General features: G+C 55.9%; 25 protein-coding genes. 10 read left to right on the top strand and 15 right to left on the bottom strand.

Going from position 1 to position 25875, the window contains the following annotated elements:
• Positions 1–65: 65 nt before the first annotated feature.
• Positions 66–1349 (bottom strand): YeaH/YhbH family protein, encoded by a 1284-nt coding sequence (locus CNE01S_RS02095; protein ID WP_061272879.1) that lies wholly within the window; start codon positions 1347–1349, stop codon positions 66–68.
• Between the two features lie 71 nt (positions 1350–1420).
• On the bottom strand, positions 1421–3355 hold the full coding sequence (yeaG, locus tag CNE01S_RS02100) for a protein kinase YeaG (protein WP_045782170.1): 1935 nt from the start codon (positions 3353–3355) through the stop codon (positions 1421–1423).
• 424 nt (positions 3356–3779) lie between these two features.
• Here yeaG and CNE01S_RS02105 point away from each other — a divergent pair, with 424 nt between their 5' ends.
• Positions 3780–4526 (top strand): MipA/OmpV family protein, encoded by a 747-nt coding sequence (locus CNE01S_RS02105; RefSeq protein ID WP_061272882.1) that lies wholly within the window; start codon positions 3780–3782, stop codon positions 4524–4526.
• 98 nt (positions 4527–4624) lie between these two features.
• On the opposite strand, the gene CNE01S_RS02110 is transcribed toward CNE01S_RS02105, so the two are convergent.
• The gene (locus CNE01S_RS02110; protein ID WP_061272885.1) at positions 4625–5515 is read right to left on the bottom strand and encodes a D-hexose-6-phosphate mutarotase; all 891 of its coding nucleotides are present in this window, start codon (positions 5513–5515) and stop codon (positions 4625–4627) included.
• Positions 5516–5598: 83 nt separating this feature from the next.
• Positions 5599–6594, bottom strand: a complete 996-nt coding sequence (gene gapA / locus CNE01S_RS02115; protein WP_008456666.1) for a glyceraldehyde-3-phosphate dehydrogenase — start codon at positions 6592–6594, stop codon at positions 5599–5601.
• A 344-nt stretch (positions 6595–6938) separates the two neighbouring features.
• Here gapA and msrB point away from each other — a divergent pair, with 344 nt between their 5' ends.
• Together msrB and CNE01S_RS02125 are read left to right on the top strand one after the other, a co-directional pair.
• Positions 6939–7352 carry a peptide-methionine (R)-S-oxide reductase MsrB gene (msrB, locus tag CNE01S_RS02120; protein ID WP_008456665.1) on the top strand — a complete coding sequence of 138 codons (414 nt, stop codon included), beginning with the start codon at positions 6939–6941 and terminating at the stop codon, positions 7350–7352.
• 39 nt (positions 7353–7391) lie between these two features.
• Entirely contained in the window at positions 7392–7673 is a 282-nt protein-coding gene (locus CNE01S_RS02125; RefSeq protein ID WP_039292230.1) for a YeaC family protein, read from the top strand.
• Positions 7674–7722: 49 nt separating this feature from the next.
• Here the strand turns inward: CNE01S_RS02125 and chiD are convergent, their stop codons facing one another.
• The 4 genes from chiD to sppA form a co-directional block, all read right to left on the bottom strand.
• Positions 7723–8997 carry a chitinase ChiD gene (gene chiD / locus CNE01S_RS02130; RefSeq protein WP_061272888.1) on the bottom strand — a complete coding sequence of 425 codons (1275 nt, stop codon included), beginning with the start codon at positions 8995–8997 and terminating at the stop codon, positions 7723–7725.
• A gap of 227 nt (positions 8998–9224) precedes the next feature.
• Positions 9225–9860 (bottom strand): bifunctional nicotinamidase/pyrazinamidase, encoded by a 636-nt coding sequence (pncA, locus tag CNE01S_RS02135; RefSeq protein WP_061272891.1) that lies wholly within the window; start codon positions 9858–9860, stop codon positions 9225–9227.
• Positions 9861–9869: 9 nt separating this feature from the next.
• Positions 9870–10886, bottom strand: a complete 1017-nt coding sequence (ansA, locus tag CNE01S_RS02140) for an asparaginase (protein WP_061272893.1) — start codon at positions 10884–10886, stop codon at positions 9870–9872.
• A 241-nt stretch (positions 10887–11127) separates the two neighbouring features.
• On the bottom strand, positions 11128–12978 hold the full coding sequence (gene sppA, locus CNE01S_RS02150) for a signal peptide peptidase SppA (RefSeq protein ID WP_061272899.1): 1851 nt from the start codon (positions 12976–12978) through the stop codon (positions 11128–11130).
• A gap of 232 nt (positions 12979–13210) precedes the next feature.
• Here sppA and CNE01S_RS02155 point away from each other — a divergent pair, with 232 nt between their 5' ends.
• Positions 13211–13762 carry an NAD(P)H nitroreductase gene (locus CNE01S_RS02155; RefSeq protein ID WP_061272902.1) on the top strand — a complete coding sequence of 184 codons (552 nt, stop codon included), beginning with the start codon at positions 13211–13213 and terminating at the stop codon, positions 13760–13762.
• 46 nt (positions 13763–13808) lie between these two features.
• On the opposite strand, the gene phoC is transcribed toward CNE01S_RS02155, so the two are convergent.
• The gene (phoC, locus tag CNE01S_RS02160) at positions 13809–14558 is read right to left on the bottom strand and encodes an acid phosphatase PhoC (RefSeq protein WP_061272904.1); all 750 of its coding nucleotides are present in this window, start codon (positions 14556–14558) and stop codon (positions 13809–13811) included.
• A gap of 262 nt (positions 14559–14820) precedes the next feature.
• Here phoC and selD point away from each other — a divergent pair, with 262 nt between their 5' ends.
• Genes selD through CNE01S_RS02175 form a run of 3 tightly spaced genes read left to right on the top strand, consistent with a single transcriptional unit; the run spans position 14821 to position 18062 of the window.
• Positions 14821–15861: a selenide, water dikinase SelD gene (gene selD / locus CNE01S_RS02165; RefSeq protein ID WP_174522171.1), complete on the top strand. Its 1041-nt coding sequence runs from the start codon at positions 14821–14823 to the stop codon at positions 15859–15861.
• A 4-nt stretch (positions 15862–15865) separates the two neighbouring features.
• On the top strand, positions 15866–17860 hold the full coding sequence (locus CNE01S_RS02170; protein WP_061272911.1) for a DNA topoisomerase III: 1995 nt from the start codon (positions 15866–15868) through the stop codon (positions 17858–17860).
• A complete protein-coding gene (locus CNE01S_RS02175; RefSeq protein ID WP_061272914.1) occupies positions 17778–18062 on the top strand; it encodes a YnjH family protein in 285 nt (94 codons plus the stop codon). The genes CNE01S_RS02170 and CNE01S_RS02175 overlap by 83 nt, the downstream gene beginning before the upstream one ends.
• Here the strand turns inward: CNE01S_RS02175 and CNE01S_RS02180 are convergent.
• The gene (locus CNE01S_RS02180; RefSeq protein ID WP_061272918.1) at positions 18028–18438 is read right to left on the bottom strand and encodes a pyrimidine (deoxy)nucleoside triphosphate diphosphatase; all 411 of its coding nucleotides are present in this window, start codon (positions 18436–18438) and stop codon (positions 18028–18030) included. The genes CNE01S_RS02175 and CNE01S_RS02180 overlap by 35 nt on opposite strands.
• Positions 18439–18511: 73 nt before the next feature.
• On the opposite strand from CNE01S_RS02180, the gene CNE01S_RS02185 reads away from it, so the two are divergent.
• Positions 18512–19075 carry a carboxymuconolactone decarboxylase family protein gene (locus tag CNE01S_RS02185; RefSeq protein ID WP_061272921.1) on the top strand — a complete coding sequence of 188 codons (564 nt, stop codon included), beginning with the start codon at positions 18512–18514 and terminating at the stop codon, positions 19073–19075.
• Positions 19076–19702, top strand: coding sequence for a CDP-alcohol phosphatidyltransferase family protein (locus CNE01S_RS02190; protein ID WP_061272924.1), 627 nt, complete (start codon positions 19076–19078; stop codon positions 19700–19702).
• Positions 19703–19786: 84 nt separating this feature from the next.
• Here CNE01S_RS02190 and CNE01S_RS02195 read toward each other — a convergent pair whose 3' ends face one another.
• The 5 genes from CNE01S_RS02195 to CNE01S_RS02215 all read right to left on the bottom strand — a co-directional run bounded on the left by CNE01S_RS02195 (position 19787) and on the right by CNE01S_RS02215 (position 25226).
• Positions 19787–21076 carry a rhodanese-like domain-containing protein gene (locus CNE01S_RS02195; protein WP_061272927.1) on the bottom strand — a complete coding sequence of 430 codons (1290 nt, stop codon included), beginning with the start codon at positions 21074–21076 and terminating at the stop codon, positions 19787–19789.
• Between the two features lie 84 nt (positions 21077–21160).
• Positions 21161–21784: an ATP-binding cassette domain-containing protein gene (locus tag CNE01S_RS02200; RefSeq protein WP_061272930.1), complete on the bottom strand. Its 624-nt coding sequence runs from the start codon at positions 21782–21784 to the stop codon at positions 21161–21163.
• A complete protein-coding gene (locus CNE01S_RS02205; protein ID WP_061272933.1) occupies positions 21784–23358 on the bottom strand; it encodes an ABC transporter permease in 1575 nt (524 codons plus the stop codon). Before CNE01S_RS02205 ends, CNE01S_RS02200 begins: the two co-directional genes overlap by 1 nt.
• Positions 23355–24524: an ABC transporter substrate-binding protein gene (locus tag CNE01S_RS02210; protein ID WP_061273086.1), complete on the bottom strand. Its 1170-nt coding sequence runs from the start codon at positions 24522–24524 to the stop codon at positions 23355–23357. Before CNE01S_RS02210 ends, CNE01S_RS02205 begins: the two co-directional genes overlap by 4 nt.
• Before the next feature lie 39 nt (positions 24525–24563).
• The gene (locus tag CNE01S_RS02215; RefSeq protein ID WP_082763179.1) at positions 24564–25226 is read right to left on the bottom strand and encodes a TVP38/TMEM64 family protein; all 663 of its coding nucleotides are present in this window, start codon (positions 25224–25226) and stop codon (positions 24564–24566) included.
• Positions 25227–25433: 207 nt separating this feature from the next.
• On the opposite strand from CNE01S_RS02215, the gene CNE01S_RS02220 reads away from it, so the two are divergent.
• Complete coding sequence (locus CNE01S_RS02220) at positions 25434–25862, top strand: organic hydroperoxide resistance protein (protein WP_061272936.1); 429 nt, start codon at positions 25434–25436, stop codon at positions 25860–25862.
• Positions 25863–25875 lie beyond the last annotated feature (13 nt).

Genomic DNA, 25875 nt, shown 5'->3' on the forward strand with positions numbered 1-25875 from the left:
CTCGTCTGGTTTCTTAGGTAATGAGAAGAGAAAAGCCGGTGAAGCACCGGCTTTTTGATTTTACGTTACCCGTGGGTATCACTGGTCTGCTTCTGGAACAGCTCCCGGAACACCGGATAGATATCATCCTGATCCCGAATATGCTGTATCGCGAAGTTATCGAAGGTACCCTGCAGGTTTTCGTATTCGCGCCACAAAGTCTGGTGCGCCCGGCGGGTGATTTCGATGTAGCTGTAGTAGCGAACCACAGGCAGCAGTTTTTTCGCCAGAATTTCATGGCACAGCGGTGAGTCGTCTGCCCAGTTGTCACCGTCCGAGGCCTGCGCAGCGTAGATGTTCCACTGCGCCGGATCGTAACGTTCCTGCACCACCTCATCCATTAATTTCAGGGCGCTGGAGACAATAGTGCCGCCGGTTTCCTGCGAGTAGAAGAACTCGTGTTCGTCCACCTCTTTGGCCTGAGTATGGTGGCGAATATAAACCACCTCTACGTTTTTATAGGTCCGGCTCAGGAACAGATAGAGCAGGATATAAAAGCGCTTGGCCATGTCTTTCGTCGCCTGGTCCATGGAGCCGGAAACGTCCATCAGGCAGAACATCACCGCCTGGCTGGAAGGTTCCGGGCGTTTCTCGTAATTCTTGTAGCGTAAATCGAAGGTGTCGATAAACGGCACGCGGGCGATTTTTTCCCGCAGCTCCGCAATCTCTTTGCGCAGACGCTCCTCTTCCAGCAGCTGAGCGGGCTCGCTGCGGCTGACGATGTCGAGATTTTCTTCCAGCTCGTGCAGCAAACGGCGTTTACCCGCGCTCATCGCCGTGCGGCGTGCCAACGAGTTTTGCAGCGAACGAACAACGCTGATGTTGGCCGGAACGCCGTTAGAGGTAAAACCGGCGCGATGGGATTTAAACTCGGTTATCTGCCGGTGCTGGTTACGCTTCAGGTTCGGCAGCGCCAGATCCTCGAACAGTAAATCGAGGTATTCGTCTTTGGATATCTGGAACACGAACTCATCCTGGCCTTCGCCGTCCTGGCTCGCCTGGCCCTGGCCGCTCCCACCACCGGCACCGCCGCCCTGAGGGCGCTCAATGCGGTCATTTTGTACAAAGTGGTCGTTGCCCGGATGGACGCGGTGACGCAGGCCGCCTCGACCCTGATGAAACATCGGTTCGTTGATATCCTCAATGGGGATGGACACGGATTCGCCGCTGTCCACGTCGGTTACCGAACGCTTGTTGATGGCCCCGGAAATCGACTGTTTAATCTGCGCCTTATAACGGCGCAAGAAGCGCTGGCGGTTGACCGCGCTCTTGTTTTTGCCGTTAAGCCGCCTGTCTATGAAGTAGGCCATAGTTCCCCCAACTGCTTATGCCAGGTGCGCAAACAGGCCACGCCGCCCGGCGTGACCTGCAGGAAACTCCCTTAAGAAGACTTACGGACCCGCAGATACCATTCACACAGCAGGCGAACCTGCTTGCGGGTGTAGCCTTTCTCCATCATCCGATCGACAAAATCATCGTGTTTCTTCTGCTCGTCGGTGGAGGTTTTGGCGTTGAACGAGATAACGGGCAGCAGCTCTTCGGTGTTCGAGAACATTTTCTTCTCGATGACCGTGCGCAGCTTCTCATAGCTGGTCCAGTTTGGGTTACGACCATTATTATTGGCCCGGGCACGCAGCACGAAGTTGACGATTTCATTACGGAAATCTTTCGGGTTACTGATCCCGGCCGGTTTTTCAATTTTCTCCAGCTCCGCGTTGAGAGATTCCCGGTCAAACAGCTGGCCGGTATCCGGGTCGCGGTACTCTTGATCCTGAATCCAGAAATCAGCGTAGGTGACATAACGGTCAAAAATATTCTGTCCGTACTCTGAGTAAGATTCCAGGTAGGCGGTCTGGATCTCTTTGCCGATAAATTCCGCATATTTCGGGATCAGATAGCCTTTCAGGTACTCAAGGTATTTTTCCGACTGATCCTGCGGGAACTGCTCGCGCTCGATTTGCTGTTCCAGCACGTAGAACAGGTGAACCGGGTTCGCCGCGACTTCAACGTGGTCAAAGTTGAACACGCGAGAAAGGATTTTAAAGGCGAAGCGCGTTGAGAGCCCGTTCATGCCTTCATCAACCCCGGCGTAGTCGCGATACTCCTGGTAGGATTTGGCTTTCGGGTCGGTGTCTTTCAGACTTTCGCCATCATAGACGCGCATTTTTGAGTAGATGCTGGAGTTTTCCGGCTCTTTCAGGCGCGACAGGATAGAGAAGCGAGAAAGCGTTTCCAGCGTGCCAGGGGCGCACGGCGCATGGGACAGTTCGCTGTGGTTAAGCAGTTTCTCGTAGATTTTGATCTCTTCGGAAATGCGCAGGCAGTAAGGCACCTTGACGATGTACACGCGGTCAAGGAAGGCCTCGTTGTTTTTGTTATTGCGGAAGGTGACCCACTCGGATTCGTTCGAGTGCGCAAGAATAATACCGTTAAACGGCAGGGCGGAGATACCTTCCGTGCCGTTGTAGTTGCCTTCCTGGGTGGCGGTCAGCAGCGGGTGAAGCACCTTGATTGGCGCTTTAAACATCTCGACAAATTCCATGATGCCCTGGTTGGCCCGGCACAGCGCACCGGAATAACCGTAAGCATCCGGATCGTTTTGCGCGTGGTGTTCCAGTTTGCGGATATCCACTTTACCGACCAGCGCAGAGATATCCTGGTTGTTCTCATCGCCGGGTTCAGTTTTCGCGATAGCAATCTGGGCCAGAATGGACGGCCAGACTTTTACTACGCGGAATTTAGTGATGTCGCCGCCGAATTCGCTCAGGCGTTTGGCTGCCCACGGCGACATTATGGTGCCGAGGTAGCGGTTAGGAATGCCATATTCTTTTTCCAGAATGGAGGCGTCTTCCTGCGGATTGAACAGGCACAGCGGATGGTCGTTGACCGGGCTACGTTCGCCGTTGGCGCTCAGCACGTAAATAGGGACGCGCTGCATCAACGCTTTCAGGCGCTCGGCCAGCGATGATTTACCGCCCCCCACCGGCCCCAGCAGATAGAGAATTTGTTTCTTCTCTTCCAGTCCCTGAGCCGCGTGTTTCAGGTAGGCCACGATCTGCTCGATAGCCTCTTCCATGCCATAAAACTCTTCAAACGCCGGGTAACGGGCAACCACCCGGTTTGAAAAGAGACGGGACAGCCGTGGCTCTGTGGCAGTGTCTACCATCACTGGTTCACCAATGGCCGTCAATAGCCGTTCTGCCGCATTCGCGTAGGCACTGCGATCTTGTTTACAGATAGCAAGAAATTCCTGCAGTGTGAACTCTTCGTCCTTGGCAGCTTCATAACGCTGGCGATAGTGATCGAATATATTCATGGCATGCCGTCCTTTCGTTTTTAGCACAGGTTAAAGAGCCGTTGGTATGTGTAATAGAGGCTCCCCGGAAGACGTCTGCTAAATGAACAGCAACCCTTGTGCCAGGTTGATACCGGGCGCTCACGCCGCCGTCTCAGCGATTCACCTTCCTAAAATAAAGCGTAGATGGCATTTGCAAAACTTGCATACGGCCAACGCTCAATTTCAATGACATATCAATAACTCATCCTAAAAATTTCGTATTTGAGATAAGCGGCAGCGTTCGCTTTCATCTGGCTGACATAAAGCTGAAAATCCGCCGTCATCTGATTGCGGGAAGCTATTAAGTTGGTTGAAGGTTGTGACTAAGTAAATTATTTGGGATGGGAGCCAAGGGCGGTTACACTTCCTGCGCTGATTATTTGATTAAAGGACTGAAAGGATTGTGACCAAATTCAAAATTCTCGCATTAGGCGTACTGCTTGCCTCCTCCGTAACCGCTGCGCATGCAGAGGGCCCGTGGTCTGTCGGTGCGGGTGCGCTGATTTCGCCAAACCCTTACAAAGGTGACCAGAACCGCCTCTATCCGGCGCCTCTGCTGGGCTATGAAGGTGACAATTTCTACTTCCGCGGCTTCAACGCGGGTTACTACCTGTGGAATGACGAAGCCGATAAGCTCTCCGTGACTGCCTACTACTCGCCGCTGCATTTCAGGCCGAAAGACAGCAACTACGACAGTATGCGTGCGCTGGACTACCGCCATTCTACCGTGATGGCGGGTCTGTCTTGGGTGCATAACACGGATTATGGTTTCCTGCGTACCGTGCTGGCCGGGGATATCCTCGACAACAGCAACGGCATCACCTGGGATACCGCCTGGCTGTACCGCTACAACGCCGATCGCCTGACGCTGACGCCGGGCGTGGGTGTTGTCTGGGACAGCAAGAAACAGAACGATTACTACTACGGTGTAAGCGGCAAGGAAGCGAACCGCAGCGGCCTGAACGAGTACGATGCAGGCAACAGCTGGTCGCCATATGTTGAGCTGTCCGTTAACTACAAGCTAAATGCAGACTGGAACGTGTTCGGTATGGGCCGCTATATGCGTTTGTCCAAAGAAGTGACCGATAGCCCAATGGTCGACAGCAACTGGACTGGTGTGCTGCTGACGGGTGTGAACTACAGCTTCTGATTGGTGCAACTTATGCACTAAAACGGGGCGTTTGCGCCCCGTTTGCTTTTCTGTGGTGCAGAGGCTTGCCGCCTTTGCCCTACGCTGGTGAAAGCCGCTTAGCCTTTCTTCGCCACGCTGATAGTCTGACTCAGGCGAGTCGGTTTCTCCGCGCTGGCTTTTTGCTTTTTAGACGCGCAGGCGGTCTCTACGCAGACGAAGGTTTTGTAGCCGTCATCCGGCATATCACCCATCGAAATGGACAGCGCCGGACCCGGGTTCCAGCCCACCACGTTGTAATGATGGTGATGAACCACGTTCAGGGTACGTTTCAGACTGCTTGCGTCGTGAATGACGCTGCACTCTTCCGGTTCCAGGTAGAGGCGATCGGTGCGGTCCGGGAAGGTCTGCACGCCGTCGGTAAGCTGGCCAGCCGCTTCATTCAGTACCTTATCGATGTAAGGCTTGCCGAGGCCGCTGACTTTCACATCTGCGATATCGCCGACGTTGAAGTAGGTGTGTAGGGCCGAAGTGGTTTCGAACTCACCGTGTGCTTCCAGCTCGATTTCACAGGTTTTGCCCAGCTTAAAGCGGGCATACAGCGTGAATTCATGTGGCCACAGCTTCAGCGTCTCTTCATTGTTATGTAGCTCAAAAGTCAGCACTACGCCGTTGGCGTCTTCATTGTGCGCGCTCAGCGTCCACGGCTGGTTGCGGGCAAAACCGTGCGCCGGCAAGCCTGACTGTTCCGCCGGGCCAAACCACGGCCAGCAAATCGGAACGCCGCCGCGCAGCGCTTTGCCTTTATGGAACGGGGTGATGTCGCTCAGCCACAGTACCTCATCTTCACCGGCAGGCTGCCAGGAGAGCAGGTGAGCGCCCTGAAGTGCGAAAGATGCCCGCACCTGTGGGTGATCAACGACGATGACATCCAGTTCATCGTTTACGCGGCGGGTAAGGGCAGGGGTAATTTGTTCGACGACCGGAAGTGCAAAAATTTTATTAATCATTTCTTTTTTCCTTAGTCCTGGTGATTTGAGGCAAAAAAAAGAGCGACCGAAGTCGCCCTTTAGGATCAGGTTCTCATCTCAACTTATTTGGAGATGTGAGCAATCAGATCCAGTACTTTGTTGGAGTAGCCAGTTTCGTTGTCGTACCAGGAAACCAGTTTCACAAAGTTGTCGTTCAGTGCGATGCCTGCTTTAGCATCGAACACGGAAGTCAGTACTTCGCCGTTGAAGTCGGTAGAAACTACGTCATCTTCGGTGTAGCCCAGAACGCCTTTCATTGCGCCTTCGGAAGCAGCTTTGATTGCTTTCTTAATTTCTTCGTAAGAAGCAGCTTTTTCCAGACGAACGGTCAGGTCAACAACGGACACGTTAGGGGTAGGAACGCGGAACGCCATACCGGTCAGTTTGCCTTTCAGCTCTGGCAGTACAACGCCTACCGCTTTAGCAGCACCGGTAGAAGAAGGGATGATGTTCTGAGCTGCGCCGCGGCCGCCGCGCCAGTCTTTGTGAGACGGGCCATCAACGGTTTTCTGAGTTGCGGTGGTAGCGTGAACGGTGGTCATCAGGCCTTCAACGATACCGAAGTTGTCGTTGATAACTTTAGCCAGTGGTGCCAGGCAGTTGGTGGTGCAGGATGCGTTGGAAACGATGTCCTGGCCAGCGTATTTTTCGAAGTTAGCACCGCGAACGAACATTGGGGTGTTGTCTTTGGAAGGACCAGTCAGAACAACTTTTTTCGCGCCAGCAGTGATGTGCTTACGAGCGGTTTCGTCAGTCAGGAACAGACCAGTTGCTTCAGCAACAACGTCAACGTTCACTTCGTTCCACTTCAGGTTAGCCGGGTCACGTTCTGCGGTAACACGGATAGTTTTACCGTTAACAACCAGGTTGCCGTCTTTAACTTCAACAGTACCGTTGAAACGACCGTGAGTTGAGTCGTACTTCAGCATGTAAGCCATATAGTCAGCGTCTAACAGGTCGTTGATTGCAACGATTTCGATGTCAGAACGTTCCTGAGCAGCACGGAAAACGATACGGCCGATACGACCAAAACCGTTGATACCTACTTTGATAGTCATAGTATTCCACCAGCTATTTTTTAGTGAATAAAAGGTTGGCTGTAAAATTACAAAAACCTTACGCAGCGTCAAGCGGAATCGTGTCAATCATTGCGACAAATCAATCCTGTGGCCAGGGTTTGTACGACTGAACGCCTCACGCTTCCTTTTGGGCTTAAATCCAAATGGGGACGATGCGGGGGATTTTAAACGCCAGTCCCAACAATAATGTGATTCACGTCACGCTTTGTGCCGTGCCAGAATTTCAGGGCTAAGTTTAGAACAAAAAGCAGCACGGCGTTGTTAATTTTTTGTTAGAATGGTGCCGTGAGCTGTCCCAATTGAACTGACCGAGATGTACGCCTATGTCTAATCAATTACCCCCTGATTCAAATAAGAAAAACCTCAGCGAAATGCAATACTACGTGACTCAGAAGCACGGCACTGAACCGCCGTATTCCGGACGTTTACTGCATAACAAGCGTGACGGGATTTATCACTGCCTGGTGTGTGAAGCCCCGCTGTTTCTTTCGGAAACAAAATACGACTCAGGCTGCGGCTGGCCTAGCTTCTACGAGCCTGTCAGTCCCGATGCCATTCGCTATCTGACCGATAACTCGCACGGCATGGAACGCGTTGAAATCCGCTGCGGCAGCTGCGACGCGCACCTTGGCCATGTGTTCCCGGACGGCCCACAGCCGACCGGAGAGCGGTATTGCGTTAACTCGGCCTCCCTGAGCTTTACCGATGGGCAAAACGGTGAGCAGGTTGAGGGCTGAAGAATCGATTCAGCTAATTATTCCTCGACGGAGCGTAAGATGAGCAATCTGGATGAGATGTTGAGCGTGATGACGCCTGAGATTTATCAGCGCCTGGCGACCGCGGTCGAGCTGGGGAAATGGCCTGATGGCGTGGCGCTGACTCAGGAGCAAAAAGACAATAGTCTGCAGCTGGTGATGCTGTGGCAGGCGCGCCACAACACGGATGCGCAGCACATGACCATCGACACCAACGGCCAGATGGTGATGAAGAGCAAGCAGCAGCTGAAAGCGGAGTTTGGCATTGAGCCCGCCCCGTTTGTGACCATGAAGCTGCAATAAGTAAAAAGGGAGACTCGCTGGTCTCCCTTATTTTTTATCGTGTTACTGATTATTTAGCGTGTTCAATGCCCAGCGACTCGGCGAGCTGCTTCGCCAACTGGTTGTTGTCATCTGCGCCATATTCCCAGAACATCGCCCCTCCTAAGCCTTTCTCCTTGATGTACTCGGCTTTAATTTTCACCGAACGCGGATTCTCGTAGGAAATGGCGAACAGCGGTTTACCTTCAGAAGACTTCAGCGTCAGGTATGGCACCTTCGCGTCGTCATCCCACTCTTCGGTAAAGCGTTTCTGCGGATCGTTCAGCATTTTCTTCACCAGGTCGTTGTATTTGACGTAAGTGTCTTTCGTCAGATCCACGCCCAGCGCGGTTTTAAACAGCGCCAACTCTCGCTCGCCGAAGTAAGGCTGTGTGACCGGGTTTTTCTGCGCATCGGGTTTTGACCAGTCGATGCCTGGCTCAACGGCACGCTTAGGTACGCGGCCATAGAAGCCGATGCCGAGGTTCATCTGCTGCGGTTTCAGCCCGGCTGCAAGGTAGTTATTGACCACGAAGTCAGCACTGTACTTGTCGGCTTCCGCCACGGTCGGCCATTTTTTCGAATCATAGAGATTCGAGTTGAAGTACTGTGTGCCGTACGCCATGTCGTAAGTCATCAGGTTGATGTAGTTCAGCACCGGCGCAATGGCTTTCACGTCAACCCAGCTTTTCGGACTTTCGGCATTGGCCCCGACGGCGATGGTGACCAGTTTTTGATCGCCCACGGCTTTGCGCAGCTCTTTCAGCAGGGCGGTGAAGTTGTCCCGGTCGGCGTCCAGCTTATCAACTAATCCCCACGCCCCGTTCACCGGGAACTCCCAGTCAAGGTCGATGCCGTCCAGGCCATATTTATCCATCACCTCCTGCACGGAGCGGATAAACACCGCGCGGTTCTCTGGCGTTGCCGCCGCCGCAGAGAAACCACGAGCGCCCCAGCCGCCAACGGACAGCAATATTTTCAGCTGTGGATTCTGTTTCCGCAGCGTCGGCAGGGTTTCAAGGTCAGAGATAACTTTGGGGGAAAGATAGATTTGATGCAGCTTTGACGAGTCTTTCAGGGCTTCGTTGGTTTCGCCTTTCTCGTCGTTATAAATCAGGCCAAAGGAGTAATTGAGGTGGGTAATCTGGCGAACATCAAGCTTATTGATATCCCCACCGGGGCCGGCAGTAACGTCGCCGCCGCCGTTGAAGTAACCCACGGAAAGCAAAGATTCAGCCTGCGCAACGCCGCTGCAGGCGAGCGTCACCGCGGCCACCAGCGGTAACATTTTACGTGTGAATGACATAATGATTCCTCTTTGACGGGCACAACATAAAAGCTCCCCGGCCACGCTTAACAGACGAAAACGGCGGAAAGCGAAATCAGCTAACGTGCTGAATAAATTCATTGAATATGATTATGAGAGCGCTCCCAGGCGAGGGCGAGCAAAAAAAGCGTAGATTGTGAGCGGAATCGATACAAAAGTGCGGGGCGGGGCGGGGAGCCGCCCCTACAATTATTGGCAGGTAAAGTCTATTGGCAGGTAAAATCGGCGAAGGTCATTAACGTTGCGCCCTCAACCGCCATCTCCTGAAATGCCTCCAGGCTGCTTTGGGGACGCAGGTTCACGCCACGGCAGCCATCGGTGATGACGGTCACCTCATAACCCAGCTTCAGAGCGTCCAGCACGGTAAACTTAACGCAGAAATCCGTTGCCAGCCCCAACACCACCAGGCTGCGGATGCCCTGCTCGTGCAGCCAGGCATCCAGTTCTGTTTGCTGTCGATGGCCGTTATCGAAAAACGCGCTGTAGCTGTCGATAGCCGGATTTTGGCCTTTATAGACGATCTTATCGATGCCGGAAGCTTTCAGCAGCGGGTGAAGTTTTGCGCCTTCGCTGTTCTGGACGCAGTGATCGGGCCACCAGGTTTGTGCCAGTCCATCGAGCGTGCCTTCAGTGAAGGGGGCAGCCTCTTGTGTACTGGCGAAACTACCATGCTTTACCGGGTGCCAGTCCTGACTTGCTACCACGCTTTCACCGCGGGCGTTAAATAGCTCGATAAGCGGGTTAGCGACCTCAATGATGCTGTCACCTTCCGGGACGGCAAGCGTGCCACCGGCACAGAAATCGTTCTGCAAATCAATCAACAGCAAAGCACGTTGCGCCATTGGCGTTCCTTATTCGTCGGGAGTGAGTTCACCACGCAGGTTACGCGACATCGCATCACGGATTGCCTGGGCATCCAGGCCTTGGCTCAGCAGATAGTGAAGCTTGGTTAGCGTCGCTTCGACCGTCATATCGAATCCGCTGATAACGCCAGCCTGGGCCAGCGCGTTGCCGGTTGCATAGCCGCCCATGTTTACTTTGCCGGACATACACTGCGTGAGGTTAACCACCACGATGCCGCGCGCGCTGGCTTCCTGCAACTCTTTAATGAATGCGCCCTGCTGAGGAGCATTCCCCACACCGTAAGAACGCAGGATCAGCGCTTTCACCGGCTGGCGCAGGAAGTTGCCCACGACGTCGGCAGAAATTCCTGGATAGATGGTGACCACGCCAATCGGCTGCGGTGTGATCGGGTGGACAATCAGCTCACCTTCGCCGTGCGGGGCAGGCGGCGTGTTCAGTTTACGAATGTGGATCCCGGCTTCCAGCAGCGGCGCAAGATTAGGGGAGGCAAAGGCATCAAAGCCGTCGGCATGGGCTTTGGTGGTGCGGTTTCCACGATAGAGACGATTGTTGAAGAACAGCGTCACTTCGTTGATCGGGTAGTTGGCCGCCACGTACAGCGAATTGAGCAGGTTGATTTGCCCGTCAGAACGCAGCTCCGCCAGCGGGATCTGCGAACCTGTGACGATCACCGGTTTGCTGAGGTTCTCCAGCATGAAGGAGAGCGCCGAGGCGGTAAACGCCATGGTATCCGTGCCGTGCAGGATCACGAAGCCGTCGTACTCGTCGTAGTGGGCTTTGATGTCATCGGCGATGTGCTGCCAGTCTTCGGGCGTCATGTCCGAAGAGTCCATCAGCGGATCGTATTCGTGGATCGTGAAGTCCGGCATTTCCGGGCGATGGAATTCGGGCATCAGCGCCAGCTGGCGCTGGAGGTGGCCGGAAACAGGAATGTAGCCGTGTTCTGAACGCTGCATCCCGATAGTACCGCCGGTGTAGGCAACGTAGATGGATTTCTTTTGCATGGGTTTGCTCGATGCTTTCGATATTTGCGGCAGAGTATAGAGAGGATGACGGAAAAAAAAAGCCCGGTTTAACCGGGCCTGGGTTGCTGACAAAGAGGGAAAAAGCGTGGTTTTTCCCTCTTTGTGGTTATCAGCCGAAAATCAATGAATTGATTTTCCTGTTTTTTTTACAAACCATCCGGTATTTCTTCTCTCGCCAGAGGTTTGTCAGCAGTCACGCTTTGTCTTTCATCTGTGTTAATCAGCGCACGTCGCCGCAGGTTAGGCAGAAGGCGTAACGGTTTTGCGGATCGTTCATGGTGCCGAACTTATCATTCTGCGCTTTGACCGCCAGCGCGGCATCTGCCAGCGGTGCAGGCAGGTAAGCCTGAATGGCCTGCGGCAGCGCGGCGCGAACCGAGCCGGTCATGGCGTTAAAGACCATGTCGGTGAAGGTCGCGTCATCCTGCCAGAACGCCAGGTGCCAGCTTTTCAACTTCGCCAGCTCTGCGGCCTTGGCGACGGCGTCGTCAAAGTCACCCAGGCTGTCTACCAGACCGTTAGCCTTCGCGTCTTCGCCTGTCCAGACGTGGCCCTGGGCAATCTGGTCGATTTGCTCAGGCGTTTTGTTGCGGGAAGCCGCCACCAGGCCGATGAAGCGCTTGTAGCCATTGTCGATGCTGAGCTGCATCATCTGCTGAACTTCAGGCGGCAGCTTCTTGGTCACGGCCACGTCAGCCAGCGGCGACGTTGACACGCCGTCGGTATGCACGCCAATCGCATCAAGGGTGTTTTCTACGGTGTTAATGACGCCGAAAATACCAATCGAGCCGGTCAGCGTGCTTGGGTTGGCGATGATGTAATTTGCCGGGGTGGAGATCCAGTAGCCGCCGGATGCCGCCATGCCGCCCATTGAAACCACAATTGGCTTCCCGGCTTCACGCGCAGCGACAAGCTCTTCACGGATGGTTTCGGACGCAGTGACGCTGCCGCCAGGGCTGTTCACGCGGAAGACGATAGCTTTCACCTTCGGATCCAGACGCGCTTCACGAATCTGCATCGCCGTGGTGTCACCGCCGACCTGGCCCGGGGTTTCTTCGCCGTCCATGATTGCGCCGTTGGCGAAGATCACCGCAATGGCATCACCCTGCTCAGACGGTTTTTTCACGTTGTAGTCGTAAATGCTGGTGTAGCTAAAGTCTTTGTTCGCCTTGCTCCAGCCGAACTGTTTCACCAGCGCTTTATCTACCACCGCACTGCTTGCCAGCTCGTCCACCAACTTGTTGTCCAGGGCATATTTTGCGGTATCGCCACCCAGTTTTTGCAGGTTATCCAGCAGCGCCTGAGCGCCAGGGAAAGCTTGCTGAGCGGTGATCTGGCGGTTTGCCGCGATGGTGTTCAGGTAGTTTTGCCACAGTTCGCCAATCCAGCGGCCGTCCGCATCGCGCGCGGCTGGGGACATATCGTCGCGGATATATGGCTCGACGGCAGACTTATAGGTGCCGACGCGGAAGACGTGAGTCGAGACCTTCAGCTTATCCAACAGGGTTTTGTAATACAGCGCGTTGGTAGCAAACCCGTGCAGATCAACCATGCCCTGCGGCGAGAGCCAGATTTTATTGGCAAAGCTTGCCAGGTAGTACTGACTCTGGTTATAGCTGTCGCCCATTGCATAAACCAGCTTGCCGCCGTCGCGGAACTCGCGCAGCGCTTTGCCGATGTACTGCATCGAAGGCTGGTCGGCCCCGGCGAAATCTTTCAGATCCAGCACGATGCCGGTGATATTGCGGTCGTCCTTCGCCTGACGAATGGCGTCGACGATGTCGAACAGGGAGTTTTCCTGCAGACGATCGGAGCTGGCGCCCACCAACTGGCGGCCAATCACGCCCAGCTTATTGCTGACCGACGGTTTGTCCACCACCACGCCGGTGATGTCCAGCAGCAACGCGCCGCGTGCGGGCTCCGCTGGCGTGCTTTTTACCTGCATCCAGATGCCGACCCCAACCAGGATCAGCAGGATAAGGAACAAGTTGAGAATAAATTCTCGAATAAAATTAAGCAGACGCCAGGTCCACTTAAAAAAGCCGCTAATAAATCGCCCAATGGTGCGCATGTTTTCTCCATAACCTTCAACAGGGGTATTACCCGCACGCCGCAATGAAGCTGGCTAAAGCGGCGAAAGTAAAGGCTATCCTAAAGAGAGGGCGAGGAAATGTCAGTAGGAAATCGGGGCGACGCTGTAACAAAAACTACGGCTGTGTTAATTTTGTGAATGAAAATCATTTAACGGACTGGGGCAACCTTCGCGCTTTGCCAGTCATTTCATGTCAGTAAGGGGCTTTTAAATGGATGCACTTGAACTTTTGATTAACCGCCGTAGCGCGTCCCGCCTGGCCGAGCCTGCTCCGGCGGGTGAAGTGCTGGAGAATATTCTGCGTGCCGGGATGCGCGCGCCGGACCACGGTACGCTCCAGCCGTGGCGCTTCATTGTTATTGAAGGGGAAGGGCGCGAGCGCTTTGCTCAGCTTTTAGAGAAAGCGGCTATTGCCGCCGGCATGGATGAAAAAAGCGTTGAAAAGGCGCGTACATCGCCGTTCCGCGCCCCGCAAATCATTGCCGTGGTTGCGCATTGTGATGCTAATCATAAAGTGCCGGTGTGGGAGCAGGTGGTTTCCGCAGGCTGTGCGGTGATGGCGATGCAAATGGCGGCGGTTGCCCAGGGCTTTAACGGCATCTGGCGCAGCGGTGCATGGACCGAAAACGACATGGTCCGTGAAGGGCTGGGCGGTCGTGAGCAGGATAAAGTGGTGGGCTTCCTTTATCTCGGTACCCCACAGCTTAAAGCATCCACGACCATCAGCACCCCGGACACGTCAGCGTTCGTTTCTCGCTTCTGATTGAGCGAGATCCTGCCGGGCATCTACCCGGCAGGGGCTTCACTTCTTATTTCTTCTGCTGTTTCGCAAATTCGTCTTTCGCTTTCTGCAACTGCTGCTGGAACGCCGCGTTGGTATGCAGCGTGGCCACTACGGCGGAGCCCACGACGCGCGCGGCGTCAATATCACTCTGCCAGTGGTAGCCGCAAATCACCCGGCTTTGGCCCAGCTCAAACCCGCGTTTCAGGATCTCGTTCTGGCGCTGCGGGTTAATTTCCGCCAGCACCAGCGCGGTTGCCCAGCCAATTGAGGTATGTCCGGACGGATAAGAGCCATTTTTCGACAGCTTATCCTGCTCTTTGGTGTTACAGGTCGGCACACCGTAGAAGGCAAACGGGCGGATGCGCATGTACTTTTCTTTCGCACCGCGCGTGGCGAGGTCACCTGCATCCTCAATCATATTGGTCAGCAGCTTGTGCAGTTCAGGCGAATCTTTCTCGGTAATCGGCGAACCAAACGCGCCGGAGAAAGCGTTAGCCACGCCGCCGCCGCTCAGGTTGGCATCTTCCTCGGCTAACTTGCCGCGTTCTGTCGAGCGCAGCAGGCGGCCTTTCTCATACATCGCCTGGTCATTTAAGAACGCAATACTGCCGATTTCCGGCGGCGGGGGCAGCAGCGCCAGGCTATCGATGGCCTGAGCGTTGGTCAGATAATAGAGATCGGGTTTGGTGGTGGAATCATTTCCTGGCGGGGCGAAGGCAAAGGCCGCAGAGGAGAACAGGCCGGCAATACAGAAAGCCATTACGCGTTTTTTCATTATTATTCCTTACATGCGTGGGTTGTCCAAAGAGTTGCCTGATGGTTGTAACATTACCGTCATATTTTAGTAAAAGAGCGAATCGGCAAAATGCGGTCTGGCTTCACAAAACTTCCGGATTGCCTGCATAGTGAGCAACGGCACGCGAATTAGGACTGTCAGACTTACTACTGAGGCGTTTGAGCGCTACCATATACTCGTCATACTTCAGGCTGCAGCACGAAGTATTCAGCGTAAAAATGCCTAACGACAGGAGATGTCCATGAAGCAAACCGTTCGTTTGACCCAGTACAGCCACGGCGCAGGATGCGGCTGCAAAATTTCCCCGAAGGTGCTGGAAACCATCCTGCACAGCGAGCAGGCGAAGTTTGTCGATCCTAATTTGCTGGTGGGGAACGAAACCCGCGATGATGCGGCGGTTTACGACCTGGGCAACGGCACCGGTATCATCAGCACCACCGACTTCTTCATGCCGATCGTGGACGATCCCTTCGACTTTGGCCGCATCGCGGCGACCAACGCCATCAGCGACATCTACGCAATGGGTGGTAAACCGATCATGGCGATCGCTATTCTCGGCTGGCCGATTAATACGCTGGCCCCAGAAATAGCCCGTGAAGTGATCGAAGGCGGGCGTTTTGTCTGCCAGCAGGCGGGGATTTCGCTGGCCGGGGGCCACTCGATTGACGCCCCTGAACCGATTTTTGGCCTCGCGGTAACCGGCGTCGTGCCAACCGAACGAGTGAAGAAAAACAGCTCTGCTGAAGCAGGCTGTAAGCTGTTCCTGACGAAACCGTTGGGCATTGGCGTGCTGACCACCGCCGAGAAAAAATCCCTGCTGCTGCCAGAACACAAGGGCCTGGCGGCAGAAACCATGTGTCAGTTGAACAAAGTCGGTGCAGAATTTGCCGATATTAGTGGCGTGACCGCGATGACCGACGTAACCGGTTTTGGCCTGCTGGGCCACCTGAGCGAAATGTGTGAAGGCGCGGGCGTTCAGGCGGAAGTCTGGTACGAATGCGTGCCAAAACTGCCGGGCGTTGAAAGCTACATTGAGCAGGGCTGCGTGCCGGGCGGCACCTCCCGTAACTTCGCCAGCTACGGCCAGCTGATTGGCGAGATGCCTGAAGCATGGCGCAACCTGCTGTGCGATCCGCAAACTTCCGGCGGCCTGCTGTTAGCGGTGCGCGCTGATGCGGAAGCCGAAGTCTTTGCGGCTGCCGGGCGTAACGGCATTAAGCTCAGCGCTATCGGTGAACTGAAAGATGCCCGGGCGGGTCGCCCAATGATTGAGATCCGTTAATTCGATGCGGCTGTTTATTGCGGAAAAACCAAGCCTTGCACGAGCGATTGCCGACGTGCTGCCTAAACCTCATCGCAGAGGCGATGGGTTTATTGAATGCGGCAACGGCCAGGTGGTGACCTGGTGTATAGGCCACCTGCTCGAGCAGGCGCAGCCGGACGCCTACGACGGGCGTTACGCCCGCTGGAACCTGGCGGACTTGCCCATTGTGCCGGAAAAATGGCAGCTACAGCCTCGCCCCTCTGTGACAAAACAGCTTAATGCGATTAAAAAGCTGCTGACGCAGGCCACCGAAGTGGTTCACGCCGGTGACCCGGATCGCGAAGGGCAACTGTTGGTGGACGAAGTGCTGGACTACCTTCAACTGGCACCGGAAAAGCGCCAGCAGGTGCAGCGCTGCCTGATTAACGACCTTAACCCGCAGGCCGTGGAACGGGCGATTTCCCGCCTGCGAGCCAACAGCGAGTTTATTCCGCTTTGTGTGTCCGCGCTGGCTCGCGCCCGTGCCGACTGGCTTTACGGGATTAACATGACTCGCGCCTATACCATTCTCGGGCGTAATGCGGGCTATCAGGGCGTACTCTCCGTGGGCCGCGTACAGACGCCGGTGCTGGGTCTGGTGGTACGCCGCGATGAAGAGATCGAGAACTTCGTCGCCAAAGATTATTTCGAAGTGAAAGCCCATATCGTGACGCCTGCCGACGAGCGTTTTGTCGCCGTATGGCAGCCAAGCGAATCCTGCGAACCGCATCAGGACGAAGAAGGCCGTTTGCTGAACCGCAAGCTGGCAGAGCACGTTGTGGCGCGTATCAACGGCCATCCGGCGCTGGTGACCGCCTATAACGATAAGCGGGAATCGGAAGTCGCACCGCTGCCGTTTTCGTTGTCGAGCCTGCAAATTGAAGCGGCGAAACGCTTTGGGCTGAGCGCCCAGAACGTGCTAGATATTTGCCAGAAGCTGTACGAAACCCACAAACTGATTACCTACCCGCGTTCCGACTGCCGCTATCTGCCGGAAGAGCATTTTGCCGGGCGCCATGCGGTTTTGAACGCCATTAGCGTCCATCAGCCGGATTTACTGCCGCAGCCTGCGGTAGATGCCGACCTGCGTAATCGCTGCTGGGATGACAAAAAAGTCGACGCGCACCACGCCATAATTCCTACCGCGCGCAGCTCTGCCATCTCATTAAGTGAAAATGAGGCTAAAGTTTATGGCCTGATCGCCCGTCAATACTTAATGCAGTTCTGCGCCGATGCGGTGTTCCGCAAATGCACCATCGATCTGGATATCGCCGGAGGCAAATTTATTGCCAAAGCGCGTTTCCTCGCCGAAGCGGGCTGGCGTGCGCTTTTGGGCAACAAAGAGCGTGACGAAGAAAACGACGGCACGCCGCTGCCGGTGGTCGCGAAGGGGGACGAACTGCTGTGCGAGCACGGCGAGGTCGTTGAGCGGCAAACCCAGCCGCCGCGCCATTTTACGGACGCGACTTTACTGTCGGCAATGACCGGGATTGCGCGCTTTGTGCAGGATAAAGATCTGAAAAAGATCCTGCGCGCGACGGACGGATTAGGCACCGAAGCAACGCGAGCCGGGATCATCGAACTGTTATTTAAACGCGCCTTCCTGGTCAAGAAAGGGCGCTATATTCATTCTACGGAAGCCGGGCGGGCGCTGATCCACTCGCTGCCGGAACTGGCCGCCAGGCCGGATATGACCGCGCACTGGGAATCAACGCTGACGCAAATCAGCGAAAAGCAGTGCCGCTATCAGGACTTTATGCAGCCGCTGGTGCAAACGCTTTATGATCTGATTCATCAGGCGCGAACCACGCCGGTGCGCCATGCATTTAAGGGCATCAAAGCCCAGGATGACGGAAAAAAAGCAAAACGTTGGGCCAAAAAAGAGGGAAGTGATGATGCCAGTAAAAAGCCTGCTCGCCGCCGTCGTGGCGCTAATGATGAGTCTGCCAGCGATGGCGGTGCAACACCGTCAGCCTGACGTTGACGTGATGGTGCCGCCGGAAGTGTTTACCAACAGCAATCAGCCGCAGACGCCGCCGTGTAATCAGTGCTGCGTTTATGAAAACAAAAACTATTCCGAAGGGGCGGTGGTAAAAACGGAAGGCATTTTGCTGCAGTGCCAGCGTGATGACAAAGTATTAGGGACTAATCCACTGGTCTGGCGCCGCGTGAAGCCATAAACGCTTTCAGCAGCGGGATATCCGCCGGGGCGAGGGCATAATCAAGCGCTTCCGGCGGTTTACACCAAGCTAGCTCGCTGTGGCAATGGGCGGTTAACTCGCCTTGAAATACCTCGACGTGCCATGCGTGTAGATTAATCATCCTGCCGGAAACTTCGCGCTGATGGCTGGCAACGTAGCCGCTAATTTGCGCCGTAATCCCCAGTTCTTCCAACAGCTCCCTCGCAAGCGCTTCGGGCTGTGTTTCTCCCGCTTCTACTTTCCCACCCGGAAATTCCCACAGGCCGGGCTGATCGCCATTTTCAGGGCGGCGGGCGAGCAGGATTTTGCCTTCGTGCTCGATAATAGCCGCGACAACATCAAGGTTTTTTAGCATCGGTGTCCATTCTCCGTGGGGCAAGCGTGGCATAATACCCGCCATCACAGCCGATCAGAAGAGTGACTGAACAATGGAAACGAAACGCGCCCCCTGGATTGCGCCTCTGAAAACTTTGCCCAAAAGCCTGCGCCCGATTGTGGCTATGCAGGAAAAACATTTTGGCTCGGTGCTGAACCCAACCCGCTGGTGGGGGCGACTGCCGTATCTGTTCTGGCTGGTGGCGTTGTTTGTCGGTTTTCTGGAAAGGCGTCGGGCAAAAATCGACCCGGTGATTCGTTCTCTGGTAATGACCAGAGTGTCGCAGCAGTGCAGCTGTGAATTTTGTATCGACGCGAACAGCCTGCGCCTTGCTGAACGCAGCGGGTCGATGGCGAAAGTGTTGGCTGTAGCCAACTGGCGCAGCGAACCGGGTTTCAGTGAGAAAGAGCGGGCCGCGCTGGCCTACGCCGAAGCGATGACCGCCACGCCGCCGCAGGTACCTGACGAACTCAAACAGACGCTTAAGCAGCATTTTAACGACCAGGCAATGACCGAGCTTACCGCCCTGATTGCTTTTCAAAATCTTTCCGCCCGCTTTAACGCCGCGCTGGATATCCCCTCCCAGGGGTTGTGCCCGACGAACGGGAAAAAATAAATGTTCGACAGCTATCTTCATCCGCGCATCAAACCCGCCCTTAACTGCCTCGCCGCTGCGTTGGACAAACCTGCCATCACGCCGGATCGCCTGACGCTGGCGGGGTTTGCTCTGGGCGTGCTGGCGCTGCCTTTCCTGGCGCTGCAGTGGTATGGCCTGGCGCTGCTCGCCATTGTGTTTAACCGCCTGCTTGATGGCCTGGACGGCGCGCTGGCAAGGCGAAGAGGATTAACCGACGCGGGCGGTTTTCTCGATATCGCGCTGGATTTTCTGTTTTACGCCCTCGTGCCGTTTGGTTTTATCCTCGCTGACCCGTCGCAGAATGCGATTGCCGGCGCGTGGCTGCTGTTTTCGTTTATCGGCACCGGCAGCAGTTTTCTGGCGTTTGCCGCCCTGGCGCAGAAGCACGACATCGCCAACCCGGGCTATGCCCATAAGTCGTTTTACTATCTGGGCGGGCTGACGGAAGGCACCGAAACTATCCTGCTGTTTGTGCTTGGCTGTTTGTTTCCAGGTTGGTTTGCCTGGCTGGCGTGGATCTTTGGCGGACTGTGCTGGCTCACGACGCTGAACCGCGTCTGGGGCGGGTATAAAACGCTAAAACGGCTGGGTAAATCCGCAGATTAAGACCCCTTATCCCTAAGAGGCGAAGGCGCGTGCTATTCATCCCCTCTCCACTTTGGGGAGAGGGGCGTAATCCTCAAGCCAGAATCAGTTCGGCTTACGCTTGCCGCTCACGACAGGATTTTTAGGATCCGCGCTCCATTCGTACCAGCCGCCGTCATACAGGCCGACGTTCTTCCAGCCCATTGCCCGCGCGTACATCAGCGTTTCGGAGGCGCGCCAGCCGGTGCCGCAGTAGAAAGCAACGTGCTGATCCGGCGTGATATTCCAGGTTTTCCACATGGCGGCGATATCGTCCCCGGTGCGCATGGTGCCGTCCGGATTATGGAAATCTTCCATATGCGTGGAGTCAGATCCCGCGTGGCCCCAGCGCGCGCCCGCAATTTCGCCTTTTGGCTTGATGTAGCTGTAGCCGCTGGTGGTGCCGATAAATTCAGGCCAGGAACGAATGCTGACCAGAGAAGCATCTTTGCGATGCAGCAGCGCCCGGGCCTGTTCTATGTCAAGCATCAGCTGCGGCTGGCCTGGAATTGGGGCACCAAAATCGTCAGCCGGAGCCGGGTGGGGCGGAAGGCCTCGTTCAACAGGCAGCTCCGCCGCGCTCCAGGTTGTCCAGCCGCCGTCCAGCAGGCGTACATCTTTCACTCCGGCATACAGCATAATCGCCGCTACGCGCGCTGCGGCATAGACGTCACGGCCATATAAAATGACCGTGGTATCGTGCCGGATGCCGTGCTTCGTCAGCATGGCTTTCAGCTTGTCGTCGGACACTTTGTTCCACAACGGCTCGCTTTCCACCTCTTCGGTGTTGATGTAGCCCGCGCCGGGAATATGGCTGAGCAGGTATTTTTTCGGCGAACCCCAGCCCGCTTCAATCACTTTCCACTCCCCGGCAGGCGCGGCGGTCACCGGCTTTTTATTCTGCAAATCGTGGATCCACTGCGGATAAACCAGCTGCTCAAAATGTGCCAGTTTTTGCAGGCGGGAAGGATCCTGCAGCCCGTCTTTGAGCATTGAAATCTGGGTAAAGCCCAGTTTTTCTAAGCGAGCTTTAACGGCCTGAGCGTCGTCACCGTACAGCGCCATTAATCCAGACTTGTTCAACTGATGCTGTTTAGCCCACGTTAAAAGCTGTTCGTCGCTCATCAGCGTCAGCCACGATGCAGAGAGATTCAACGCGGCAGGTTCATGGCCGCCGCTGGCGTTTAAGGTCTGCGGCCAGCCGTTGTAAAACGCGCTCGGGCGAGTATCAATCACCACGCCGTTTTCGGCTTTTACGCTTGAGAGGTTCATTTCAGCAGGCATCGCGGCGGCCAAAGTGACATGGGACAGCCCGGCAAGCAGCAGGGCGGTGGTTAACTGAGAAACACGTTTCATCTAATAACCTGAAGGATAGCAAAAGAGCCGCCAGTTTAGTCACCGTTGGACCTGGCTTCTTTGCGATATCTCATGTTCGGTGGGCTAAAGCCGGATAACCTGTCCACCGGGGGGAATATCTTGCTCATCGTGGGTTACCATGACCACCGGCAGCCCGAGCTGGTTGGTTTTTTGCCAGACAAATTCCCGGAAACTCTGACGCAGCGGCAGATCCAGCCTGGAAAAAGGCTCATCCAGCAGCAGGGCTTCAGGCTCGGCAAGCAGGGCGCGGAGCACGCTGATTCGTGCGCGCTCACCGCCTGAAAGCGTCGCAGGATCTCTGCGTTCATAGTTTGCCAGCCCGGCGCTTTCCAGAGCCTCCGCGACAACATGCTGCCGCTGCGATCGCCCAACGACGGAGGCGGGAACCGCCATCCGCAGGTTTTGCCCAACGTTGAGATGAGGAAACAGCAATGCATCCTGGAACAAAATGCCGATGCGGCGCCGTTCGACGGGCAAAGAAGTTAAGCTGCGCTGGTTAAGCAGCAGCGTGCCCTGAGCGCTAAATTCTGGGGCTAAATCACCGATGATCCAGTTCAGGAACGTCGATTTACCCGCGCCGGAGGGGCCCATTAAAGTCGCAATTTTACCCGGCGCAACATCAAAACTGATATCCATCAGCAGCGGTTCGCCGTTGCGGAAGAGGGAGCAATTTCGCACGCTGAGCATTAGCGCAATCCTTTTCTGTGGGTGCCGACCAGGCGGCTGACCGAGATAGTGGCGATAAATATGGCCATCGGCAGCAGCATTTGCAGCAAGGCCTGTATTGCAAACTGCTGTGGATCGCCGCCGCTGCTGAGCGCCACGGCTTCCGTTGTGACGGTGGCAAACCTGCCAGCCCCGGCATAAAGCGTAGGTAAATATTGTGCGATGCTGACGGAAAAACCGACCGCCAACGCCGCCAGTAAAGGTCGGATGAGCGATGGCAGTTGCACGAGGCAGAGGATTTTCCTCGACGACCAGCCGAACGTTCTCGCCGTCAGCAGCAGGCGAGAGTCGCTGTGCTGCCAGGCCGGGGCCAGGATAAGCAGCGAATAAGGCACAACCCACAGCATATGGCTCCAGATAAGCGCGACCCAGGTGCCTTCCATGTTCAGCCTGAGCAAGAGTTGATACTGTCCGGCGGCCAGCGGCAATGCAGGCAGCAGTAGCGGCAGATACAGCCAGCGATCGTACCGGCGCGGGCAGCCCTTGAGCCATAATATTGTCACGATCGGCGCGAGCAAAGCGCTGATAAGCCCGGCCACAAGACTTGTCCAGAGAGGCGGCAGTTCAGCCTGACGCCAGCCGTTAAGCGTCAAGTTTTCAGGAAATCGAGCCGGAAAGAACCAGCCTTCAGCGAAGGACCACAGGGTGAGTATTGCGATAGCCGTAAAGCCGACCAGAGAAAGTGAACAGGTGGTCACCACGCCTGCGGAGGTCAGATTCAGTGCATAGCGTTTGCCTGAAAAACGCCCGCCTGGCAGCCGTATTATTCCCCACGCCAAACGCCCGCCAATAACAAAAGCGCCGAGCATCATCAGCAGCAGGCAGGATGCCGCCAGCCCCATGTTTTGGCGAGAGATATCGCTGTCCGTTAGCCACTGCCAGGCTAACACGGCAAAGGTGGGAGGGTTCGCGGGGCCCAGAATAAGCGCGGCGTCCACGACTGAAAGGCTATATGCCGTCACCGCCACTAAAACCCAGCCAAGGCGAGGAAGAAGCTGCGGCACCAGCACAAACATACGCGCTTGCAGCTCGCCGTAACCGAGCGTTCTGGCGAGCGTCAGCTGCTGATGCAATTGTTCACTTTGCAGCTGTGCGGCTGTGAACCACAGCAAGAACCAGGCTTCTTTTAGCGCCAGCATAAGGCCGAGGGCAACGCCGTAGCGATCCGATGGCAGAGAGAGGTTGAAAAGGCGAACCAGCCAGCCGCTGTCTGAAAACAGAAAGAAAAAGCCGCTGGCAAGGGCGACATGCGGCAGGGCCAGCAGCAGCGGTAAACGCCGAAGATAGCGCTGCCAGCGTTCGCCGGGAAACAGGGCGCAGAGAATAATTAACGTCAGCAGCAACGCTCCGCCAACGCTGAGCATGGTGGAAACCAGAGTGGCGATAATGGCTTCCGGCCGCTGCGAGTCCTGCCAGAGGGCAAACCAGGGTTCACCGTGCAGTAATGGCGGCACTATCAGGGCAAGTCCCGGCAGCACCGGCACAAAAACCAGTCCCGCCGTCAGCCCCCCGGCCAGTGTAAAACCGCGGCTCATCTCGACCCGTAACGTTGAAGCCAGGCGTGTTCCAGCGCGCTAACCCAGGCGGCGTGAGGTTCCGCCAGGAAAGGAACCGGATGCTGGCTTTTGGGGGCCAAAGCCTCAAGCTGTGCTTTTTGCACTGGCGGTAGCGCATTGCTGCTCAGCACGCTCGCGTCACCCCAAACAGCCGGGTCAGCTTTGCGGATCTGCGCTTCCGGGGACATCAGGAAATTAGCTACGACCTGCGCCCCGGCTTTGGCGTTGCTGTTCGCCGGGATTGCGACGAAATGCACGTTGCCCAGCATGCCTGCGCTGAGGCCAAAGGATTTTGCCGACGGCTGGAGCTGGCGGCGAGCGATCAGATTATCTACGTGTGCCGGGTTGAAGGTCACAGACAGCAGCAGCTCGCCGTCGGCCAGCATGCGATCCATGCGTGCCGGCGTCGGCGGGAACGTTTTACCTTTTTGCCAGAGGAACGGATGAAGCTGGTCAAGGTAACGCCAGAGTGGGGCGGTGACTTGCTCAAAGGTCGCGGGATCCGGGGCCGTTTTCAGCGCGTCCGGTTTTTCGGTCAATACAATCAAAAGCTGCTCAAGGAACGCCGTGCCGGTAAAATCGGGCGGCCGAGGGTAGCTGAGCTTGCCGGGGTTAACCCTGGCGAGTTCCAGCAGCTGCTGCGCATTCTGCGGGAACTCGGGCGTGCGTTGTTTATCGCCGATAAACATCAGTTGCGCGCTTCCCCAGGGCGCCTCGGCTCCGTCAACCGGCACCGAGAAATCCTCCCGTACCGGTTTTTTTACATCAATATAGCGCCAGTTTGGCAGGTTTTCGGCCCAATTCTCGCTAAGTAATCCTGCCTGTTTGAGTACGCTAAAGTTTTCACCGTTGACCCAAAGCAGGTCTACTGACCCGCTGGTTTTTCTGCCCGCTGCGGCTTCGCTTTGAATGCGTCTCACCGCATCGGCCGCGTCCGCCAGCTTTACAAGCTTCAGCGTCACGCCGTAATGCGTTTTTACCTCATGCCTGACCCAGTCCAGATAGCCGTTAACGGCAGGATCGCCGCCCCAGGCGTTAAAGTAAACCGTCTGGCCTTTGGCCTGCTGGCGAAGATTCTGCCAACCTTCAGGTTGCGCTGCGGCGCTGAAGCCGACCAGCGTCAGGGCAAGCGTTAGCGCCCGTATTCCAGGAATTAAGCGTTGCAAGAGCATGTCCTTAGCGTGTTATGGGGTGATTCGTCGTGTCAGCCAGCGTGAGGCCAGCGGCAGCAGCCCCAGCAGGGCAAACATCAGCATTATGCCGGGCGAGAGAATATCGCTCAGGCTTTGCAACTGGCTCAGCTGCCTGCCGGTGTTAATGTAGACCACGATAGCGGGCAGCATACCGAGCAGGCTTATCGAGGCATAGCGACCTACGCCCATCGGCGTCAGGCCCATTAATAAATTCACCAGCACAAAAGGGAAAACCGGCGCGAGCCGCAGAGCAAAGAGGTAATGGCCGCCGTCACGCTGTATGCCCAGATTCACTTTTTCCATCATGCGTGAGAAGCGCCGCTGCACCCAGTCCCGCAGCAGGTAACGGCTGATCAGCATGGCCACGGTTGCGCCTGCGGTGGCCGCGAGGGCGACCAGCACTGTGCCCTGCACCAGGCCAAAGATAGCGCCTCCCAGCAGCGTCAGCAGGGTGGCACCGGGGATGGAAAAGGCGGCAGTAAGAAAGTAGCAGCCCAAAAAAGCCACCACCGCCAGAGCCGGGTGCTGCGCATGCCAGTGCGCAAATGCAGCCTGAGAGTGCTGCAGCGTCGACAAATTTATTGCGCCAGGAGGAAGCTGATACAGAAACAGCCCTGTCATGACGATCAGCAGCGCAAAAATACCCTTACGCACATGTGCCTCTTCTCTTTTGTTTGTTCATTTTCATTCGGCGCCGCTGCCGTAAAGGCGTGGAGTATAGCGGAGGGGCAGTGACAGCGTGCTTGAGCCAGGTCATGAAGCGGATACAGAGTTATACATTTTGGCCAGCCGGAGAACATATTGCAGATACATAGCGGCGGTTAAATGGCGACTCTTCTTACCCACGATTGAGGAATCACGATGTCCAGCAAACTCGAGAAAGTGCTTTATACCGCCCATACCACTACCGTTGGCGCTCGCAGCGGGCACGGGCGCTCGGATGACGGCAGCCTGGACGTGCAGCTCAGCACGCCAGGGTCCGGGAAACCGGGGACTAATCCGGAACAGCTTTTTGCCGTCGGTTACTCCGCCTGCTTTATGGGGGCGATTGGGCTTGCGGGGAAAAAACTGGCTATCCGCATTCCGGAGGAGACCGCTGTCGATGCCAACGTCTCGCTGGGGAAAGTCGATAATGACAGTCATTTTGCGCTGGAGGTTACGCTCAACGTTAAGCTGCCGGGGCTTAGCGAAGCCCAGCGGGACACGTTGCTGGCCGCCGCCCACGCGACTTGCCCCTATTCGCGGGCAATTTTCGGTAATGTTGATGTGACCCTGATTTCGCAAGGATAGCGGCAAAACGCCT

It is taken from the genome of Cedecea neteri NBRC 105707 = ATCC 33855, assembly GCF_001571265.1.
In the GTDB taxonomy this organism is placed as follows: domain Bacteria; phylum Pseudomonadota; class Gammaproteobacteria; order Enterobacterales; family Enterobacteriaceae; genus Cedecea; species Cedecea neteri.